Origin of the sequence: Pseudomonas sp. RL_15y_Pfl2_60 (assembly GCF_963970595.1) — a bacterium.
Lineage (GTDB): Bacteria > Pseudomonadota > Gammaproteobacteria > Pseudomonadales > Pseudomonadaceae > Aquipseudomonas.
Genome location: NZ_CAXAOE010000001.1, coordinates 74888 through 93693, shown reverse-complemented (window position 1 = coordinate 93693; position 18806 = coordinate 74888). Strand labels below are relative to the sequence as shown.

Here is an 18806-nt window from a genome sequence, read left to right as displayed (position 1 = left end):
GCATGAAGCATTTATTTCTGCGCCTGAGTCTGGCGCTTGGCCTGGCCGCCCCGTTGTTGTCGGCGCATGCCGATAACCAGGTCGAGCGCGGCGCCTACCTGGCCCGCGCGGCCGACTGCATGGCCTGCCATACAAAACCCGGTGGTGCGCCCTATGCCGGCGGCCTGCCGATTGTTTCGCCGTTTGGCACCATCTACGGCACCAACATCACCCCGAGCAAAGAGCACGGCATTGGCTTGTACAGCGATGAAGAGTTTTTCGCCGCGCTTACCGAAGGCAAGCGTCGTGATGGCGCCAACCTGTATCCGGCGATGCCCTATACCTCGTATCACCTGATGCCACGCGATGACTCCGATGCGATACACGCCTACCTCAAAACCATCGAGCCGATTGAACGCGCGGCACCGCAAACCAGCCTGAGCTTTCCGTTCAACCTGCGGTTCGGCTTGATCGGCTGGAACATGATCTACGCCGAAGATTTACAGTTGCAACCGGCTGAAGGCAAAAGCGCGGCATGGAAGCGCGGTCAGTATATGGTCGATGTGCTTGGCCATTGCGGCGAATGCCACACGCCGCGGAGTAAAACCGGGGCCATGGAACTGGATAAACGCATGACGGGCGGTGTGCTTAACGGCTACCTGGCGCCATCGTTGCTGAGCGATAACCTGGCTGATCGCGGTTGGAATCATCAGGACCTCGGTTCCTTCCTCAAGCACGGCATGAGCGCGCAGGGCACCATGTTCAACGAGATGTACCCGGTGTTCCACAACAGCACCCAGCACTTGAGTGATGCAGACCTGGCGGCTATGGCGACCTTCTTGCTCGGCGACCAGCCGCCAGAAGCTAAAGCGTTGAGCGAAGTGGCATTCGACAAGCTCAGCCCCAGTGCACAAAAGGGTCGTCAACAATACCTGAATGTATGCGCCGGTTGTCACGCTGCAGGCGGCGAGGGCAAGCCGCATATCGCGGTAGCCATGCGTGGTAACACTACGCTGCGCCTGGACGACCCGCGTAACTTGCTGCGAGTGATAGAGGACGGTATTGGTGAACAGCAATTTACTGGCTTCGAGCGCATGCAGCCGATGCCGGGTTTCGCCGAGAAGTTGAGTGACCAACAACTGGCCGACCTGCTCAATTACCTGCGCCAGAGCTGGGGTGGCAAGCCCGGTGACCTGGCTGTCAGCGATATCCAGGCTTTGCAGGAGCAAGCACCTTCCGCCGAGCATTAACTGCACTGCATATAAGCGCGAAGGACAAGCAACCCGTTGCCATCAAGTCTGTTGGTAGCGGGTTTTTTTATGGCTTAGATATTCGGTCACACAATGGGGCGCTTTCCCCGGGCAATGCTCTGTTTTGGTTCCAAGGTGCCTTGTTGTTGGTTCGATAAACCCGGGCGGAGGCTCTGCAATGCCGGTTGAGGAAGTTTGGCGCGCAACTTGCTCTGTTTGCATCAGTGTTGGAACCCAACCAAGACTGCGTAATGTAGTGGCCCAATGATCAACGGCGATCAACGGGCGTTGAGCGTTACTGGCAGTTGTACCAAGCAGGGGCGGTTGAGCCCATGAATGAACAGGCAAAGGCGCCTGGAGCTGAAAAGCTCTAGGCGCTTTTTTTTTGCGTTTTAAACTCACATTCAGAGAAAAACTATGTCCTATTTAGCGCCTGCTGAGTTTGTCAGCAAAATGGTGGATGCCGGTGAATCCAAGGTGTTCATGTCCACCCGTGACACTTTGATTCGTGCATTTATGGCCGGTGCGATCCTGGCGCTTGCCGCGGTTTTTGCAATTACCATCACCGTGCAGACCGGTATGCCGCTGGTGGGGGCCATGCTGTTCCCGGTGGGGTTCGTCATGCTTTACCTGATGGGTTTTGACCTGCTCACCGGGGTGTTCGTGCTCACGCCATTGGCGTTGCTCGACAGGCGTCCCGGTGTCACTGTTAGCGGTGTTCTGCGTAATTGGGGGCTGGTGTTTACCGGCAACTTCGCCGGAGCATTGACCGTGGCGATCATGATGGCATTTGTCTTTACCTATGGCTTTTCAGCCAGCCCGGGTGTCATCGGCGAAAAAATCTCGCACATCGGTGAAGCGCGTACTCTGGGGTATGCCGAATACGGCCTGGCGGGTTGGGTGACCATTTTCCTGCGCGGCATGCTGTGTAACTGGATGGTTTCGATGGGGGTTGTGGGAGCGATGATCTCGACCACCGTCAGTGGCAAGACCATCGCCATGTGGATGCCGATCATGCTGTTTTTCTACATGGGTTTTGAGCATTCGGTGGTGAACATGTTCCTGTTCCCGTCAGCGATGATCATGGGCGGTAATTTCTCGGTAATGGACTACATGCTCTGGAATGAAATCCCGACTGCACTGGGTAACTTGGTTGGCGGCCTGGCTTTTACCGGCCTGACCCTCTACACCACCCATGTGAGGACGGCTCCTAAGCGCTCTTTCAGTTAATTACGCCATAACGCCCCGGTCCAGATGCTGGCGGGGCGTATCGGGAGTCGCATGACAAGCCAGCTCAAGGTTTCGGTAGGGCAATACTCGACCAGGGGACGCAAGCCGACCAATCAGGATTTTCACGGCATCTGCATTCCGCAGGAGCCGCAGCTGTCAAGCAAAGGCATTGCCATCGCCCTGGCAGATGGCATCAGCAGTAGTACAGTGAGTCATATCGCCAGTGAGACGGCCATTGGCAGCTTCCTCAGCGATTATTACTGCACATCCGATGCATGGTCGGTGAAGACGTCGGCACAGCGTGTGCTGATGGCGACGAACTCCTGGCTGTATGCACAAACGCGCCAGAGCCAGTATCGCTATGACCTTGACCGGGGTTATGTGTGCACGCTCAGCGCAATGGTGATCAAGTCGACCACGGCGCACATCTTCCATGCAGGCGACACGCGCATCTACCGTTTGCGCGGCAGCCAGCTCGAACAACTGACGGAGGATCACCGCCTCTGGATCTCGCAAAACAAGAGCTACCTGAGCCGGGCAATGGGGATCAACGCGCACCTTGAACTCGACTACCGTAGCTTCCTGCTGGAACCGGGCGATCACTTTGTGTTTGCCAGCGATGGCGTCTACGAGTTTGCCAGTGCAGCGTGTATGACCGAGTTGATTACGGCGCACGCCCATGACTTGGATAGCGCTGCCCGGGCGATTGTCGAGCATGCGTACGGGCAGGGCAGCGATGACAATCTCACGCTGCAGATAGTCCGGATCGACAGCTTGGGGCATCAGGACGCCAACGAGTTGCAACTGCAGTTGAGTGAATTGCCGTTCGCCCCGCTGCTTGAGGCGCCCATGGTGTTTGATGGTTATCGGATTATCCGCGAGTTGTACGCCAGCAGTCGCAGTCATGTTTATCTGGCGCAAGACAGCGAGAGCCAAGCACAGGTGGCGCTCAAGGCGCCTTCGGTGGATCAGCAGCACGACCTTGCGCATCTGGAGCGTCTGCTCGGCGAGGAATGGGTGGCGCGGCGCATCGACAGCCCATACGTGCTCAAGGCCCCTGCGCAGACACGCAAGCGCAATTACCTGTACAGCGTCAGTGAATTTGTCGAAGGCCAGACTCTGCGCCAATGGTTGCTCGATCATCCACGGCTTGAGTTGGAGCAGGTGCGGGTCATGGCTGAGCAAATCGGTAAAGGCTTGCAGGCGTTCCATCGTCTGGAAATGCTGCATCAGGACCTGCGCCCCGACAACATCATGGTTGAACCCGGCGGTGGCTTGAAACTGATCGACTTTGGCTCGGCGCAAGTCGCCGGGCTCATGGAAATTGCCTCGCCAAACGAGCGCCACCAGTTACTCGGCACAGCCCAGTACACCGCGCCAGAATACTTTTTGGGCGAAAGCGGCTCGCCGCGCTCTGATCAATACTCACTGGCGGTGATCATCTATCAAATGCTCAGTGGCCGCCTGCCCTATGGTGCTGAGGTGGCCAAGTGCAAAAGTCGTGCGGCGCAGAATCGCCTGATCTACCAGCCGTTGCGAACGATCGATCCAGGGCTGCCAGTCTGGCTTGATGATGTCTTGCACAAGGCGCTGCAAGCAGACCCGCTTAGGCGCTACGCCGCACTTTCTGAGTTTATTTTTGAACTGCGCCAACCCAGTCGGGAAATTCTCAGCAAGCACCGACCGCCATTACTGGAGCGTAACCCGCTGCTGTTTTGGAAAGGGCTGTCGGCGCTTCTGGCATTGGTGATTGTATGGCTGCTGAGCCGGGGGGTTTAGCCTTGGTATTTGGCATTAGTCTGGTGCGCGACAAGCGGAATATGCACCATTGGAGTTCCAATGCGCCGTCGAACTGCAGTTGAGCAAGGCGCAAGGTGCCTGCAACAGCGCTTTTGACAATGTGGCATAAGCCTTGCTTTTACCAAGCTAATGCCCTCTCTGGCCGAGGGCGGTCCATGCGATCAATGGTGATCGGACTGTCTGTAAAGGTCATGGGCAACAATCGCTAGGCAAGGCATCGCAGCCAGTTGTTTAGCGTTAAAGAACAGGCAAAGGCGCCTGGAACCGAAAGGTTTCAGGCGCTTTTTTTTGGCTTAAAAAACGTGATTGGCTTGGATGGGTGCTCTATGAACTCCAGTGTCGCAACCTTGAATAATCTGCAAACTCTGATCGTTATTGGCAATGGCATGGTTGGTCATCATTGTGTCGAGCAGCTGATTGAGCACGGTGCGCTGGCTCAGTACAAGATTCATGTGTTCAGTGAAGAGCCGTTGCGCGCCTACGACCGGGTTCACCTTTCCGAGTACTTTACTGGTCGTGATGCCGAGTCCCTTGCGTTGAGCGCTGCCGAGCTCTATCAACAGCCGGGTGTGACCTTGCATTTGGGCGTACCCGTGCTGGAGATCGATCGCCAGCGGTGCGAGGTGATTACTGCCGATGGTTGTTTCGCCTTCGATAAGCTGGTGCTGGCCACAGGTTCCTATCCATTCGTGCCGCCAATCGAAGGCGCCGAAGGTGACTCGCGGTTGGTCTATCGCACCTTGGCCGATCTGGACACTATCCAGGTCGCAGCCAGGAGCGCCCGGCGCGGAGTCGTAGTCGGTGGCGGCTTGCTAGGACTGGAAGCGGCTAATGCCTTGAAATCCTTGGGGCTGGAAGCGCATGTGGTTGAGTTTGCGCCGCGCCTGATGCCTGTACAGCTGGATGATCACGGCGGCTTGGCGCTCAAGGCGCAAATTGAAGCGCTTGGCGTGAGTGTGCATTTGTCCCGTGCCACGCAATCGATTAGTGCGGGTGATGAGTATCGCTACCGCATGAACTTTACTGATGATGAGTTTCTAGAGACTGATCTGATCGTTTTTTCCGCCGGTATCCGTCCACAGGACGCCCTTGCCAGGCAGTGTGGCCTTGAGCTGGGGGCGCGTGGCGGCGTGGCGATCGACAACAACTGCCTTACCAGCGATCCACAGATTTTCGCCATTGGTGAATGCGCCGCCTGGAACGGTAGCGTCTTTGGCTTGGTAGCCCCCGGTTATCAAATGGCCCGCGCGGTTGCCGCGCAGTTATGCGGCGAAGACAGCGCGCCGTTCATGGGCGCAGACATGTCGACCAAGCTCAAGCTGCTTGGGGTCGATGTCGGTTCGATCGGTGATGCGCATGGCGCAACTGCAGGCTCACGCAGCTACCGCTTTATCGACGAAGCCACGGCCAGCTACCGTCGGCTTGTCGTCTCACCAGACGGTAAGCATGCTATTGGCGCTGTGCTGGTGGGTGATAACAGTTATTACGATACCTTGCTGCAATATGTACAAAATGGCATCAAGCTGCCGGCTGATCCAGCTTGCTTGATCTTGCCGCAAGGCGAGGGCGCACCGGTACTCGGCGCCGATGCATTGCCGGACACAGCGACGATTTGCTCCTGTCATAACGTCAATAAAGGCGCGGTGTGCGCTGCCATTGATGGCGGTTGTGCCGACCTTGCGGGGCTTAAAACCTGCACCAAGGCAGGGACTGGCTGCGGCGGCTGTGCTGCTTTGCTAAAGCAGGTTTTCGAACATGAGTTGACCGTCCGTGGCGTGGTTGTCGACAAGAGCCTGTGCGAGCACTTTCCCTATACCCGCCAAGAGTTGTATTCGATTGTGCGCGTTGAGGGCATCGAGAGTTTCGACGAGCTGTTGAGCAAGCACGGCAAGGGCCATCTTGGTTGTGATATTTGCAAGCCAGCGGTCGGCTCAGTGCTCGCATCCTGCTGGAATCGCTCTATCACCGATCCCTTGCTGGTGCCATTGCAAGACACCAATGACACCTTCATGGCCAACATGCAAAAAAATGGAACCTACTCGGTAGTGCCGCGCATTCCCGGCGGGGAAATCACTCCGGATGGTTTGATTGCGATTGGCGCAGTGGCGAAAAAATACGATCTCTACACCAAGATCACCGGCGGTCAGCGCATCGACTTGTTCGGCGCGCAACTGCACGAGTTACCGGATATCTGGAGCGAGTTGATTGCCGCTGGTTTCGAGACGGGCCACGCCTATGGCAAGTCGCTGCGTACCGTGAAGTCTTGCGTGGGCAGCAACTGGTGCCGCTACGGCGTGCAGGACAGCGTGGGCATGGCACTGGTTCTGGAGGATCGCTACAAGGGCTTACGCTCACCACACAAGATCAAGTTTGCCGTTTCTGGCTGCACTCGCGAGTGCGCCGAGGCGCAAAGCAAGGATGTTGGCGTCATCGCCACTGAAAACGGCTGGAACCTTTATGTCAGCGGCAACGGCGGTATGCGTCCGCGTCACGCTGAATTGTTCGCGACTGATCTGGATGATGCCACGCTGATTCGGTATATCGATCGCTTCCTGATGTTTTACATCCGCACCGCCGACCGCTTGCAGCGCACTTCCGTGTGGCGTGAATCCCTTGAAGGCGGCCTGGACTACCTCAAGGCAGTCATCATCGACGATAGCCTTGGTCTGGCAAGCGAGCTGGAAGCGCAGATGCAACTGGTGGTCGATCGCTACGAGTGCGAGTGGGCCAATGCACTCAAGGATCCGGAGAAGCTCAAGCGCTTTCGCACCTTCGTCAACGACAAGCGCAACGATCCGGATATTCATTTCGTTAAGGAGCGTGAGCAGCGTCGTCCTGTCCGTGATACCGAGTTGTCCCTGATCCCGCTATTCGAGGAGGTGGTCTGATGAGCCGCGTAGATGCAACAATGCAGCAGCAAAACCTGAATTGGCAGTTCTTGTGCAGTCGTCAAGACCTGGTCGCTAATTCGGGCGTGGTGGCCTGGGCTGATGGCGCGCAAGTGGCGTTGTTCTACCTACCGAGCGAGGCCGGGGACAACCAGCTGTATGCAGTCGATAACCGCGACCCTAAGTCAGGCGCTAACGTAATTGGTCGGGGTATTGTTGGCAGTTTAGCTGGTGATTTGGTCATCGCCGCGCCACTTTATAAGCAGCACTTCCGCCTGGAAGATGGCGCCTGCCTTGAGTATCCGGAGCAGAGCCTGCGTACTTGGCCTGTGCGCTTGCATGGCGAAACTGTAGAGATTGCACTGGGCTGAATCATCCCTTGGGCAATGCGCGTTATGCATCGCCCAAAGGAAGTGCTGTGGTTAGAGCTGAGTCGCCAAGTAGACACCGCTCAGAGCACAAATAGCGCCCAATGTGCAGAGAATGACGCGGCCACGAGGCAGCTTGAGTATCAAGAGTGCGCCGACAGCACCGACCACATGGAGCGAGGCTGTGGTGCTCAGGAAACCGGCGGAATAGGCCAGTTTATTGTCCATCACCGGCATTTCGTAGCCGTGGGCGTAGCCATGGAATATGCCGAAAATGCCCACGCCAAAGGCGGCAATGACCACAGGAAAGGTTTTCTCCAGGGCGATTGCCAGCCCCAGCAGAATTACCGACAGCACAATACCAATCTCAACACCGGGTAAGTCGATTTGTTCGAAACCCAGCACCCCACCGAACAGCATGCTGCAGACAAAGGCGCTCGGCACAATCCAGATGGCGCAGCCGCCCATCTGGCAGCTCCAGGCGCCAATGGCGATCATTGCCAGTAGGTGATCAACGCCGGATAAGGGGTGCAGCCAGCCAGCCTCAACACCTGAATGCGCTTGTGCGCTGGTGCTGGCGAGCATGATGAGCAGCAAGAGCACAGGCTGCCGATAGTCTTGGATACGAAAGTTCACGGGCATCTACTCGCTCGGGTTTTTGGATAACTGGACAGTCATGGAGGCCCAGAGGCTTTCCCAGTCGCTGTCGTCTTCGCTGCTGGGTTCCATGTGTACAGCGTTGAACAGCCATAAACCTGCGCTGGGCAGGGCGAACTCGACTTGGCCCTGGCTATCTGAGGTGGCGGTCAGTTCAACTACTGGGTCGGCCTTGAGCTGCGCCTTGATCAAGGTATTGGGCAGTGGCTCGCCAAGGAACAGCAGTTGAATGACGAAAGGCTTTCCGATGTCGAGTGCCAGCGGATCCGTCTGCGGGATAAGTTCCAGCGGCAGGCCGATCCGTTCGTCATACCCCTGGCTTTGGCCGTCGACCAGAACGATGCTTTTTGCGCAGCGAGAGAAATTCTCGCGCCCTGGTGCGTCACTCAGACCAAAACGCTCGCGGGTTTTGATTACCTCGTTCAAGCCTTCTTCATTCAGGTACTGGTTGAACTCTGTTGCCGACAGTTCAAGGTGGGCGCTGTTGGTGCGCATGCCAACTAGGGTTGCGCCAGGCACTCGGGTGGTGAAGTTGCCCACCGCAAAGGTGTGATCCCGACCGGCGACATTCCATTCACCTTGAGCATCCTTGGCTTTGAACCAGTTAACCAGGTTTTCTATGCGCGGCGTTTGTACGCCCGGCCATGTTGGGCCGACCCGCAACTCGAACACCACTTTTTGTTCCAGGCCAGTCTGTGCATCATGGGGGACTAGCCAGAATTCATGGGCCTTGGCCAGCGGTGCGAGCATTAACATGGCCAGAACTGCAGCAGCTTGGCGCAGTTGGAGGCTTAGTTTTTTGGGGGCATGGGGGGAATCGTCTGCTAAAGAATGCATTAGCGAATACACAGCCTCATCCTTGATTCTGAGAAAAATAACCCGCAGCGTTGAAAGAGCACGCTGCGGGTTTGTTAGTGTCTACGCAAAACCGTCTGCGGTCAGTTCGCTGTAGTCGGAATCAGGAAGGGGAAGGTTGCCGTGTGCAGTTTCGGGTTACCGATTTTCTGATCGGTAGGGGTGCCCAGCAACAGGGTCAATACGGCGCTCATTGCATCGTCGTCGAGGGCGCGACCATTTCGTTCGCTCACTGCATACTTGGCCGGGGTGCCGACTTTGTAGGAGAGCACATCCGGAATCAGCATGTCGGCGACTTTGTCAGCGTACTGGATAGGATCTTCCTGTGATTTTGCCAGCAGCACTGCACGGGTAATGCGAGCGGATACTATTGGCTTGATTGCTTTTTGTGTGTCTGGCCGGCTGCCGTCAAGTTCTGCCTTGATGGCGGCACTTTCGAATATCATCGAGTGCGAAAGCAATGGGTTGGCGGAATACTGAACCTGTTGCCAGGTGCCATCTGCTTGTTTCACATCGGTGGTCATGAACACCTTGATGCTCGAGCCAAGCATTGAATTCGGCACATCGAGCACGATGGCTGCTGATTTACGGCCAATAAAGATGCTTTTGCCCTGGGCTTGCGCCCAGATTTCAGGGTTGTAGGGCGTGCCATTGTTAAGCTGTGCCCGGAGGAGGCCAAGGCTGGTTGAGTTGCCATAGAAGGGATCTTTGACTACACCGGTCCAGACCTTGATGCCATTTGCCAGTTCTGCGGTCTTGCCAACGCTGCCTTCCCCAAGCTTGGCGCCCATGGTTCCAGCTGCAGCATTCGGATCGTCCGACTTAAACGCAGTAAACTGATCGGCACCTTTAAACCTGAAGCTAAAGGTGTGCCCGGTTTTATAGGTGTCGTCATTGGCTAGGTGAATGTTGTACAAACCATCGGTCGCAAAGGCGCCATCAACGCCAGCTTTCGGCACGGCGCTGACATTCATTATAAAGACAGTGTGATCGGGGCGATCCGAGGGGAAAACGTAGTTGTCCAGCTGGTTGAGCGTGGGCGTTCTTTGGACGATGGTGGATTCAAAGTGATGACTGGCCAGCGCCTGGTTGCTGCCTGCGATGGCTGCGGTCAAGGCAATTGCCGTATTGAGCGTCCTTAAATGTTTGAACATATCGACTTCCTTATTGATTGTTTTGCGCGCTGTTATGCCTATCTGCTGCGAAATAATCCTGAACCAGACTTGGCTGGTGCGACACAGATGCATAATGTCGCGGTGCCATCGATCTAGCGGCATAAGTGATCCAGCCTAAGGCTAGGGTTTATTGGGGTCAACCAAGTCGGGTGAGCGTTGATATCGCCTGTGCTCTGTTGCAATCGCCATTGCACGTATTGCGCACTGGGTTATCGCCGTAACAGCCTTACTTTTCGCCTGCTTGCCGTGCAGATAATTGCTTATTTAGATTTGGCTACAACCAACCGTCTCGTCGAGGTTTTCGGTCTTGGCTGTGCGAACCAAAATGTGCTCAGGCAAGGTCAAGGGCTTGGGCTGCGGGGTACCTGTTTACAGTTTGGCGTGGAACCTGCATCGCCTGCATATTCGCCGGGATTTTGGCACCGGCACGGGAGAAGAACGATGTCCAGGCTGTTTCAGTTGTTAGCTTTGTTGGCACTTATGCCTCTGGCTGGGTGCATGACTGTCAGTGATATGGCGGCTGGTACCGAGTATCAATTGCGTGATGCCGGTGTGCTCGACCACAGCAATACGCAGCGGGCGAACTCGCGCCGCTTGCAGGCGGATTCGTTTATTTATATTGCACAGGGCTACTTCACACCGCGTGGCGAAGCCAATCCCAAGGCTAATATTGTTGCTGAGGAAGCCTTCAAGGGGTTTATCGAATACTTCCCGCTGGTGCGCAGGGCTCGCACACCGCTTGGGCTTGAGCAAGCGATGAGTGAGGCACGCGCAGCCGGTGCCCATTACCTGCTGTACGGGCGTTTCGCCACGGCAGATGACCGCATCGGTACGGGCACGGAGTGGGAGGATCAAGAGGCGTTGGACCGTATTGGTGTTGATAGCGGGGTGATTCAGTTAATGTTAATCGAGACCAATACCCGTTATTTGGTCGACACCGCACGGATTCGCAGTCGCGGGGGCTTTCTGACCTTTTATGATGAAAAGCCCGAAGACCTGATCGGCCCACCGCTTGAGCAATATGCGCGCAGTCTGATTGGCTTGAGTGATTAATCGCACAGTGCGGTGTATCTGTACCAATGCTGAACGCAGAACAGAGGAGAGGATATGAGTGATTCAGGCAAGGCAAATGACTTGCTCTCGCAAATACCGAAAGGCGAAAGCAAAGGCTTGCCGCCGGTGCATTTGTGGAATCCTGATTTCTGTGGCGATATCGACATGCGTATTGCCCGGGACGGCACATGGTTCTACATGGGCACGCCGATTGGGCGTAAGCCAATGGTCAAGCTGTTCTCAACCATTATTCGCCGCGATGGTGATGATTATGTTTTGGTCACCCCGGTCGAGAAAGTGGGAATCCGCGTCGATGTAGCGCCCTTTGTGGCGGTAACGCTGGCGGTGGAGGGCGAGGGTGAGGCTCAGGTATTACGCTTTACCAACAATGTCGACGATGAATTCCTGGCTGATGCCGAACATCCGATTCGTGTTGAGCTCGACCCGCAAACCCAGGAACCTACGCCTTTTGTGCGGGTACGAACCAACCTAGAGGCGCTGATCCACCGCAATGTGTTTTATCAACTGGTTGAGCTTGCGGTGCCGCGTGATATCGATGGCCAGAGCTGGCTGGGTGTCTGGAGCTGTGGTCAGTTTTTCCCCATTGCCCCGCAACCGGATTGAGATACGCCGTAGGGCGTAACGCGAAGCTTGTCCGCCAATGCACGGCAATAGGCGGATGATAAAGGCGTCATTGGGGCTGTAAATTTTCAAGTTGGCCATAAAAAATGCCCGCTGTTTTGGCAGCGGGCATTTTATTAAGCGGCTTAATTACATGTTCGGGTAATTCGGGCCGCCTGCGCCTTCAGGCGCCACCCAGGTGATGTTCTGGGCTGGGTCTTTGATGTCGCACGTCTTGCAGTGCACGCAGTTCTGCGCGTTTATCTGGAATCGCTTCTCGCCATCCTCTTGCGTGACGATTTCATAAACGCCGGCAGGGCAGTAGCGCTGCGCAGGTTCATCGTACATCGGCAAGTTTTTCCCCACTGGAATGCTCGCATCAGCCAGTTTCAGGTGGCATGGCTGCTCTTCTTCGTGGTTGGTGCTCGACAGGAATACCGAAGACAGTTTGTCGAAGCTCAATTTGCCATCAGGCTTCGGATAGTCAATCCGCTTGGCGTCAGCTGCAAGCTTCAGGCAGGCGTAGTCTGGCTTGGTGTCATGCAGGGTGAACGGAATCTTGCCGCCAAAGATGTTCTGGTCGATAAAGTTGAATGCACCACCGAGCAAGGCGCCGTATTTATGCATGGCCGGGCCGAAGTTGCGGCTGCGGAACAGCTCGTCGTAGAGCCAGCTCGACTTGAAGCTGTCGACGTAACCGGTCAGCTCGTCGCCACCTTCTTTACCAGCGAACAATGCGTCAGCGACTGCGTCTGCGGCCAGCATGCCGGATTTCATGGCGGTGTGGCTGCCTTTGATCTTGGCGAAGTTCAGCGTGCCCAGGTCGCAGCCGATCAGGGCGCCCCCGTTGAATACCATCTTCGGCAGTGAATTCAGGCCGCCTTTTGAGATGGCCCGCGCGCCGTAGCTGACGCGCTTGCCGCCTTCGAGGTACTGAGCAATCACCGGATGATGCTTGTAACGCTGGAATTCGTCGAATGGCGAGAGGAACGGGTTGCTGTAGGACAGGTCAACGATCAAGCCGACGACCACCTGGTTGTTTTCCAGGTGATAGAGGAACGAGCCGCCCATGTTTTCATCGTCCAGCGGCCAGCCAGCGGTGTGAACGACCAAACCTTGCTCGTGTTTGGCTGGGTCGATGTCCCAGATTTCCTTGAGACCGATACCGTAATGCTGGGCATCGGCTTCGGTATCGAGGTTGAATTTCTTGATCAACTGCTTGCCCAGATGGCCACGGCAGCCTTCGGCAAACAGGGTGTACTTGGCGCGCAACTCAATACCTGGCGTGTAGACGCCTTCTTTTGGGTTGCCTTCGCGGTCAACGCCCAAATCACCGGTAAGAATACCGGTTACAACGTTATTTTCGTTGATCAAGACTTCTTGTGCGGCGAAACCAGGGTAGATTTCTACACCGAGGTTTTCAGCCTGTTGGGCCAGCCAGCGGCACAGGTTGCCCAACGAGATAATGTAGTTACCTTCGTTGTGCATTGTCTTTGGCACGAACATGCCTGGGATTTTGGTTGCGCTCTCGGCGCTCTTCAACATATAAATGTCGTCACGCTTTACCGGGGTGTTGAGCGGGGCTTCAAGCTCTTTCCAGTTTGGAAACAGCTCGTTGAGCGCACGCGGCTCGAATACCGCACCGGATAGGATGTGTGCGCCGACTTCAGAACCCTTCTCGACCACACAGACGCTAATTTCTTTACCTGCGTCGGCAGCTTTTTGTTTCAGTCGGCATGCAGCGGACAGGCCTGCAGGCCCGGCTCCAACAATGACGACGTCGAACTCCATAAATTCGCGTTCCACAGGTTATCTCCTACTCAGGCACTCTTAATATTTTATAATGGTGGCTGGCTCGCGCCCAAAGCCATGCTGTCGCATTATATCTACACACGCCGCCTGGGCCAATACAAACGTTTGTTTGAATTTTCTGTAGGACTGTTAGATTATTACTACAAGAAAGATGACTGGCCGGTTCGGTGTATTGACCACACCCTGCTCTGCGGTCAAGATACGGGCGGTTTTGCGCTCGCCGTCTGGGCTGAAGGTCGGCTAAAGCCGATTGGCATCACTAGCCAGGTCCATCTTGGCGACATTCCTATTCACCAGAGAGTAACGGGGAATCCATGAAGGTTCTTGTAGCTGTCAAACGAGTGGTCGACTACAACGTCAAGGTTCGCGTCAAAGCGGACAACAGCGGCGTTGATCTTGCGAACGTCAAGATGTCGATGAACCCTTTCTGCGAAATCGCTGTTGAAGAAGCGGTACGCTTGAAAGAGAAAGGCGTTGCGAGCGAAATCGTCGTCGTGACTATTGGCCCGACAACCGCTCAAGAGCAACTGCGTACTGCGCTGGCTCTGGGTGCTGATCGTGCAATCCTGGTTGAATCCAGCGAAGAATTGAATTCACTGGCTGTGGCCAAGCTGCTCAAGGCAGTGGTCGACAAAGAACAGCCACAGTTGGTTATCCTCGGTAAGCAGGCGATCGACAGCGATAACAACCAGACTGGCCAAATGCTGGGCGCTCTGACGGGTTACGCGCAGGGTACCTTCGCCTCCAAGGTTGAAGTTGCCGGCGACAAGGTTAACGTCACCCGTGAAATCGACGGCGGCCTGCAGACTGTTGCACTGAATCTGCCAGCTATCGTGACTACCGACCTGCGCCTTAACGAGCCTCGCTATGCGTCGCTGCCTAACATCATGAAAGCCAAGAAGAAGCCACTGGAAAACATCACCCCTGACGCACTGGGTGTTTCCACCGCTTCTACCGTCAAAACCATCAAAGTTGAAGCCCCTGCAACTCGCAGCGCTGGCATCAAGGTTAAGTCGGTTGCTGAATTGGTCGAGAAACTGAAGAACGAAGCGAAGGTAATCTAAATGGCTATCTTAGTTGTTGCAGAACACACTAACGCTGCTCTGGCTGCTGCCACGCTGAACACTGTTGCCGCGGCGCAAGCCATTGGTGGCGATATTCACGTACTGGTTGCCGGTTCGGGCTGCGCCGCAGCTGCTGAAGCTGCTGCCAAAGTTGCAGGCGTCACTAAAGTACTGGTTGCCGATAACGCAGCCTTTGCTCACCAGTTGCCTGAAAACGTTGCTCCGCTGATTGCTGAGTTGGGCGCTGGTTACAGCCACATCCTGGCTGCCGCGACCACCAACGGCAAAAACTTCCTGCCACGCGTCGCTGCGCAACTGGACGTTGACCAGATTTCTGAAATTATCTCGGTTGAAAGCCCTGATACCTTCAAGCGTCCGATCTACGCCGGTAACGCCATTGCCACCGTGCAGTCGTCTGCTGCAGTCAAGGCCATCACTGTACGTGCCACCGGGTTTGACCCAGTTGCTGCTGAAGGCGGCTCTGCTGCTGTTGAAGCCGTATCGGCTGGCGCTGACGCGGGCACTTCGGCATTTGTTGGTGAAGAGCTGGCCAAATCCGATCGTCCTGAGCTGACCGCTGCCAAGATCGTTATCTCTGGCGGTCGTGGCATGCAGAACGGCGACAACTTCAAGCACCTGTACGCCGTTGCTGACAAGCTGGGTGCTGCTGTAGGTGCTTCGCGCGCTGCAGTTGACGCAGGCTTTGTACCGAACGACATGCAAGTTGGCCAGACCGGTAAAATCGTTGCGCCACAGCTGTACATCGCTGTAGGTATCAGCGGTGCAATCCAGCACTTGGCCGGTATGAAAGACTCGAAAGTTATCGTCGCTATCAACAAGGACGAAGAAGCACCAATCTTCCAGGTTGCAGACTACGGTCTGGTTGCTGACCTGTTTGAAGCAGTGCCTGAGCTGGAAAAACTGGTTTAAACCAGCTTTTCAGGTTCAATAAAAACCCGCTCACTGAGCGGGTTTTTTTATGCCTGCAGCACTGGTCAGGAAGTGGGTTTGGCAGCCTCAAGTTTGGCAGTCTTGTCGAGAAACGCTTGGTAATGTCCCGCGGTTTCTTCTGGACGCTCGATCATAGGCACGTGCCCGCAGTCTTTCATCAACACCACGCTTGGGTGCTTGAGTAGCGGCTGCATGACTTTGATGCTTGATACATCGAGAACTCGGTCGTGATCGCCCCAGAGCAACAAGGTTGGCGCTTCGATCTTGGGCAGTTCCGGCTCGAGCGGGATGTAGCGCTCACGCAGTTGGCTGAATATTTGTGTATTCATCGCGCTGTTGGCAATGGCTTGCTCGGCCATGTAATGCTTCAGGCGTTCTGGTAGCGCAGGTGCCTTGTAAAATACAAAGTCGATAAGTTGCTCGAACTGCTGAGCATTATTGACCACCAGTGGATTGGGCTTGCCTTGCTCTATACGCCGGTACAACTCGCTTTTTTGCGGTGCATCGATACCGGCGTTATCCAGCAAGGCAACGCTGGCGACTTGCTGCGGGTAACGCGCCGCATAAAGTGCGGCGATGTGCCCGCCCATCGAATTACCGATAATGTGCAGGCGCTTGATGCCCAGCGCCTGGGTGAACGCGGCAATACGTTCAGCCTGGGTGCCAACATCGTAGCTGGCTGGCGGCTTGCTGCTCTCACCAAAGCCGGGAAGGTCAAGCGCTATGACGTGGTAGCGTTTGGTGAAAAAGCGGGCGAATTGCAGCCAGTTGTTTTTATCTGCACCAAAACCATGGACCATTAAAATGGTTTCGCCATCCTTGGGGCCGCCTTCGTAGTAATGAATGCTAAGATCGGCGACTTCAAGTTGCTTGCTCGATAGGCCTGCAACTGTCTGGCCGAGCAGTTGAATGCTGGCCATGAGCGTCGCCGGGAATACATAGAGCACTGCGCTGGCTGCGGCAATGGTCAGGATCAGGGCGAGTAAAAGTTTTTTCATTGCATGTCCTTATAACCCGTTATTCTGCGCTGGCGTTAAACTAGCACGAAGTTCAATCCGGGCGTTGAGGTGCTGTACGTGCCTCATCAATGGTTAATCTGAGAGTTATGAATGCTTGATCGTCACTTGCTAAAATCCTGCGTATTGGCCATCTCTTGCCTGAGCGTTTCCAGCCTGTCTTTTGCCGCAGGCTCATGCGAGCGTCTGGTGGCGACAGGCAACCCGAATAATCCGCCATTTATGTGGCGAGATCCGCAAAACCCCAAGCAATTAATGGGGGCCCAGGCCGATATGCTGAACAAGGTCGCTAAAGACCTTGGGGTGCGCATGGACGTGTTGTACAGCCGCTCATGGGAAAAAGCCGAGGATGAGGTGCGCAGCGGGCGCGTTGACCTGTTGGCTGGCGTTGAGCTCAAGCCAGCCTCGCTTGATGACCTGGATTATATCTACCCCTCGGTATACAGCCGCGACACCGTGGTTTGGGTGCGTAATATCCTGAGCTTTCCCTATATCGAGTGGGCTGACTTGCGTGATCGTAAAGGGGCAAAGGCAGCTGACACCTTGAGCCCGGCGTTCACCGACTACGCCAAGGCCAATCTTGATATTGAGCAAGGCGCAAATCTGAGTCAGATCTTTCAGAAACTGATGCTCGGTGAAGTCGATTATGTATTGGCCGAGCGCGAGTCTAGCCTTGCGCGGGCAACCACTATGGGTCTGCAGGATGACCTGTTGCCTTTGTCACCGCCAATAGAGGGGCGGCCAATGTACTTGGCGTTGTCGCATAATTCGGCGTGCAATGACGCCTGGTTGCGCGGACAGTTGGCTAAGAAGATGACAGAACTCGCTGCCTCAGAGCTGCCTGAATCATTGATCCAGAAGAACTTACAGCTTTGGAAACAGCAACAATCAGAACCTGCTAGCGCGCCAAAGGTGGCTCAGTGATCAATCGAATTTACCCTGCCAGCCTGGCTTTGCTGGTGTTGGCGGGCTGTGCCAACGATCCCGTACCCACCGAGCAAATGCGCCTCGCCGATCAAGCCATTGAGCAAGCCGCTGCGGTTGGTGCTTCGTCTACGGATGCTTCCATGCAGTTGGCGCTGAGCAAGCAACAGCTGGCCCAGGCGGCACTGCTCGATGAGCAATACAAAGAGGCGCGTGTTCTGGCTGAGCAGGCTGAGCTCGACGCACGTGAAGCAGAGGCCCGGGTATTGGCGAGCAAAAGTTCAGAGCAACTGCTGGAAATCAACAAACGCATCAACCGTATGCGCCAGCAGTTGGGATCTCAGCTATGAGTAAAGGCTATCAGGTTGCGCTTAGCGCCGTATTGGGCCTTGCACTGAGCGGTTGCGCAGGTTCGCAGCAAGCCAGCAATGCTGCGCTGGAGGCCGCTCGTTCGAGCTTTCAGTCGGTTAAGGAAAACTCCAATGTCTTGCGTAGTGCGCCCAAAGATGTGATTCGGGCAGGGGAGTCGCTGGCGCGAGCGGATCGCCTGTCGAACTACTGGGGCAGCGAAGCTGACGTTGAGCATTACGCCTATTTAAGTCAACGCTACAGTGCGATCGCCGAGCAGAAGAGTGAGTTGATGCTCAATCAGGAGCGCGAGGCCAAGTTGGAGCTTGAGCGTCAGCGCCTGCAGTTGGCCCTGCGTGAAGCAAAAATGTTGAGCCTGCAAGAGCAGGGCAGCATGCTTGGCGATCAAATGATCAGCCTGGCAACCACCCAGACCGAGCGTGGCTTGATCATTACGCTGGGCGATGTGCTGTTTGATGCCGGTCATGCTGACTTAAAGGCGTCTGCCAACCGTACCATTCTCAAGGTTGTGCAGTTTTTACAGCTTAACCCGCGGCGTATCGTGCGCATTGAAGGCTATACCGACAGCAGTGGCGATGATGCGCAGAACCTTGAGTTGTCGCGCGCGCGTGCCCAATCAGTGGCCGATGTCTTGACGGACTTGGGCGTCGACAGCAAGCGCATCAGTGTCAAAGGCTTGGGTGAGAGTTTTCCGGTTGCTGAAAACGCCTCGGTCAAGGGCCGTGCGCAGAACCGTCGGGTCGAGATCGTGTTTTCCGATGAACAGGGCAGTCTGGGCGAAAGCCGCTAAGCAC

The 18806-nt window shown here is 55.6% G+C and carries 17 protein-coding genes; 12 read left to right on the top strand and 5 right to left on the bottom strand.

What is annotated here, in order from left to right:
- The first annotated feature begins 2 nt into the window (after nt 1-2).
- The 5 genes from AACY26_RS00425 to nirD all read left to right on the top strand — a co-directional run bounded on the left by AACY26_RS00425 (nt 3) and on the right by nirD (nt 7518).
- On the top strand, nt 3-1229 hold the full coding sequence (locus AACY26_RS00425) for a c-type cytochrome (RefSeq protein ID WP_339509851.1): 1227 nt from the start codon (nt 3-5) through the stop codon (nt 1227-1229).
- A gap of 417 nt (nt 1230-1646) precedes the next feature.
- Nucleotides 1647-2459 (top strand): formate/nitrite transporter family protein, encoded by an 813-nt coding sequence (locus AACY26_RS00420; RefSeq protein ID WP_339509848.1) that lies wholly within the window; start codon nt 1647-1649, stop codon nt 2457-2459.
- 51 nt (nt 2460-2510) lie between these two features.
- Complete coding sequence (locus tag AACY26_RS00415; protein ID WP_339509846.1) at nt 2511-4238, top strand: bifunctional protein-serine/threonine kinase/phosphatase; 1728 nt, start codon at nt 2511-2513, stop codon at nt 4236-4238.
- Nucleotides 4239-4585: 347 nt separating this feature from the next.
- Nucleotides 4586-7147: a nitrite reductase large subunit NirB gene (nirB, locus tag AACY26_RS00410; RefSeq protein WP_339509844.1), complete on the top strand. Its 2562-nt coding sequence runs from the start codon at nt 4586-4588 to the stop codon at nt 7145-7147.
- Entirely contained in the window at nt 7147-7518 is a 372-nt protein-coding gene (nirD, locus tag AACY26_RS00405; RefSeq protein WP_339509842.1) for a nitrite reductase small subunit NirD, read from the top strand. The genes nirB and nirD overlap by 1 nt, the downstream gene beginning before the upstream one ends.
- Before the next feature lie 51 nt (nt 7519-7569).
- Here nirD and AACY26_RS00400 read toward each other — a convergent pair whose 3' ends face one another.
- The 3 genes from AACY26_RS00400 to AACY26_RS00390 form a co-directional block, all read right to left on the bottom strand.
- Nucleotides 7570-8151 carry a HupE/UreJ family protein gene (locus AACY26_RS00400; RefSeq protein WP_339509840.1) on the bottom strand — a complete coding sequence of 194 codons (582 nt, stop codon included), beginning with the start codon at nt 8149-8151 and terminating at the stop codon, nt 7570-7572.
- Nucleotides 8152-8157: 6 nt separating this feature from the next.
- The gene (locus AACY26_RS00395) at nt 8158-8928 is read right to left on the bottom strand and encodes a DUF4198 domain-containing protein (RefSeq protein WP_339509838.1); all 771 of its coding nucleotides are present in this window, start codon (nt 8926-8928) and stop codon (nt 8158-8160) included.
- A gap of 182 nt (nt 8929-9110) precedes the next feature.
- Nucleotides 9111-10181 carry a DUF4331 family protein gene (locus AACY26_RS00390; protein WP_339509836.1) on the bottom strand — a complete coding sequence of 357 codons (1071 nt, stop codon included), beginning with the start codon at nt 10179-10181 and terminating at the stop codon, nt 9111-9113.
- Between the two features lie 462 nt (nt 10182-10643).
- Here AACY26_RS00390 and AACY26_RS00385 point away from each other — a divergent pair, with 462 nt between their 5' ends.
- Nucleotides 10644-11255 carry a DUF4823 domain-containing protein gene (locus AACY26_RS00385; RefSeq protein ID WP_445261247.1) on the top strand — a complete coding sequence of 204 codons (612 nt, stop codon included), beginning with the start codon at nt 10644-10646 and terminating at the stop codon, nt 11253-11255.
- 54 nt (nt 11256-11309) lie between these two features.
- Nucleotides 11310-11879 carry a DUF1285 domain-containing protein gene (locus AACY26_RS00380; protein ID WP_339509834.1) on the top strand — a complete coding sequence of 190 codons (570 nt, stop codon included), beginning with the start codon at nt 11310-11312 and terminating at the stop codon, nt 11877-11879.
- Nucleotides 11880-12026: 147 nt separating this feature from the next.
- On the opposite strand, the gene AACY26_RS00375 is transcribed toward AACY26_RS00380, so the two are convergent.
- Nucleotides 12027-13682 carry an electron transfer flavoprotein-ubiquinone oxidoreductase gene (locus tag AACY26_RS00375; protein ID WP_339509832.1) on the bottom strand — a complete coding sequence of 552 codons (1656 nt, stop codon included), beginning with the start codon at nt 13680-13682 and terminating at the stop codon, nt 12027-12029.
- A gap of 320 nt (nt 13683-14002) precedes the next feature.
- On the opposite strand from AACY26_RS00375, the gene AACY26_RS00370 reads away from it, so the two are divergent.
- Nucleotides 14003-14752, top strand: coding sequence for an electron transfer flavoprotein subunit beta/FixA family protein (locus AACY26_RS00370; RefSeq protein ID WP_339509830.1), 750 nt, complete (start codon nt 14003-14005; stop codon nt 14750-14752).
- Nucleotides 14753-15682: an electron transfer flavoprotein subunit alpha/FixB family protein gene (locus AACY26_RS00365; RefSeq protein ID WP_339509828.1), complete on the top strand. Its 930-nt coding sequence runs from the start codon at nt 14753-14755 to the stop codon at nt 15680-15682.
- A gap of 65 nt (nt 15683-15747) precedes the next feature.
- Here the strand turns inward: AACY26_RS00365 and AACY26_RS00360 are convergent, their stop codons facing one another.
- Nucleotides 15748-16701 carry an alpha/beta fold hydrolase gene (locus AACY26_RS00360; RefSeq protein WP_339509826.1) on the bottom strand — a complete coding sequence of 318 codons (954 nt, stop codon included), beginning with the start codon at nt 16699-16701 and terminating at the stop codon, nt 15748-15750.
- A 111-nt stretch (nt 16702-16812) separates the two neighbouring features.
- Here AACY26_RS00360 and AACY26_RS00355 point away from each other — a divergent pair, with 111 nt between their 5' ends.
- Genes AACY26_RS00355 through AACY26_RS00345 form a run of 3 tightly spaced genes read left to right on the top strand, consistent with a single transcriptional unit; the run spans nt 16813 to nt 18802 of the window.
- Complete coding sequence (locus tag AACY26_RS00355; RefSeq protein ID WP_339509824.1) at nt 16813-17643, top strand: substrate-binding periplasmic protein; 831 nt, start codon at nt 16813-16815, stop codon at nt 17641-17643.
- Nucleotides 17640-17993, top strand: coding sequence for a DUF4398 domain-containing protein (locus AACY26_RS00350; protein ID WP_339509822.1), 354 nt, complete (start codon nt 17640-17642; stop codon nt 17991-17993). The genes AACY26_RS00355 and AACY26_RS00350 overlap by 4 nt, the downstream gene beginning before the upstream one ends.
- Nucleotides 17990-18802, top strand: a complete 813-nt coding sequence (locus tag AACY26_RS00345; protein WP_339509820.1) for an OmpA family protein — start codon at nt 17990-17992, stop codon at nt 18800-18802. Before AACY26_RS00350 ends, AACY26_RS00345 begins: the two co-directional genes overlap by 4 nt.
- Nucleotides 18803-18806: the final 4 nt, after the last annotated feature.

Bases quoted from the DNA above. Each gene is read 5' to 3' on its own strand.
- AACY26_RS00425 (WP_339509851.1), top strand. From the start codon at position 3: ATGAAGCATTTATTTCTGCGCCTGAGTCTGGCGCTTGGCCTGGCCGCC.
- AACY26_RS00420 (WP_339509848.1), top strand. From the start codon at position 1,647: ATGTCCTATTTAGCGCCTGCTGAGTTTGTCAGCAAAATGGTGGATGCC.
- AACY26_RS00415 (WP_339509846.1), top strand. From the start codon at position 2,511: ATGACAAGCCAGCTCAAGGTTTCGGTAGGGCAATACTCGACCAGGGGA.
- nirB (WP_339509844.1), top strand. From the start codon at position 4,586: ATGAACTCCAGTGTCGCAACCTTGAATAATCTGCAAACTCTGATCGTT.
- nirD (WP_339509842.1), top strand. From the start codon at position 7,147: ATGAGCCGCGTAGATGCAACAATGCAGCAGCAAAACCTGAATTGGCAG.
- AACY26_RS00395 (WP_339509838.1), bottom strand. From the start codon at position 8,928: ATGTTAATGCTCGCACCGCTGGCCAAGGCCCATGAATTCTGGCTAGTC.
- AACY26_RS00390 (WP_339509836.1), bottom strand. From the start codon at position 10,181: ATGTTCAAACATTTAAGGACGCTCAATACGGCAATTGCCTTGACCGCA.
- AACY26_RS00385 (WP_445261247.1), top strand. From the start codon at position 10,644: ATGTCCAGGCTGTTTCAGTTGTTAGCTTTGTTGGCACTTATGCCTCTG.
- AACY26_RS00380 (WP_339509834.1), top strand. From the start codon at position 11,310: ATGAGTGATTCAGGCAAGGCAAATGACTTGCTCTCGCAAATACCGAAA.
- AACY26_RS00370 (WP_339509830.1), top strand. From the start codon at position 14,003: ATGAAGGTTCTTGTAGCTGTCAAACGAGTGGTCGACTACAACGTCAAG.
- AACY26_RS00365 (WP_339509828.1), top strand. From the start codon at position 14,753: ATGGCTATCTTAGTTGTTGCAGAACACACTAACGCTGCTCTGGCTGCT.
- AACY26_RS00360 (WP_339509826.1), bottom strand. From the start codon at position 16,701: ATGAAAAAACTTTTACTCGCCCTGATCCTGACCATTGCCGCAGCCAGC.
- AACY26_RS00355 (WP_339509824.1), top strand. From the start codon at position 16,813: ATGCTTGATCGTCACTTGCTAAAATCCTGCGTATTGGCCATCTCTTGC.
- AACY26_RS00345 (WP_339509820.1), top strand. From the start codon at position 17,990: ATGAGTAAAGGCTATCAGGTTGCGCTTAGCGCCGTATTGGGCCTTGCA.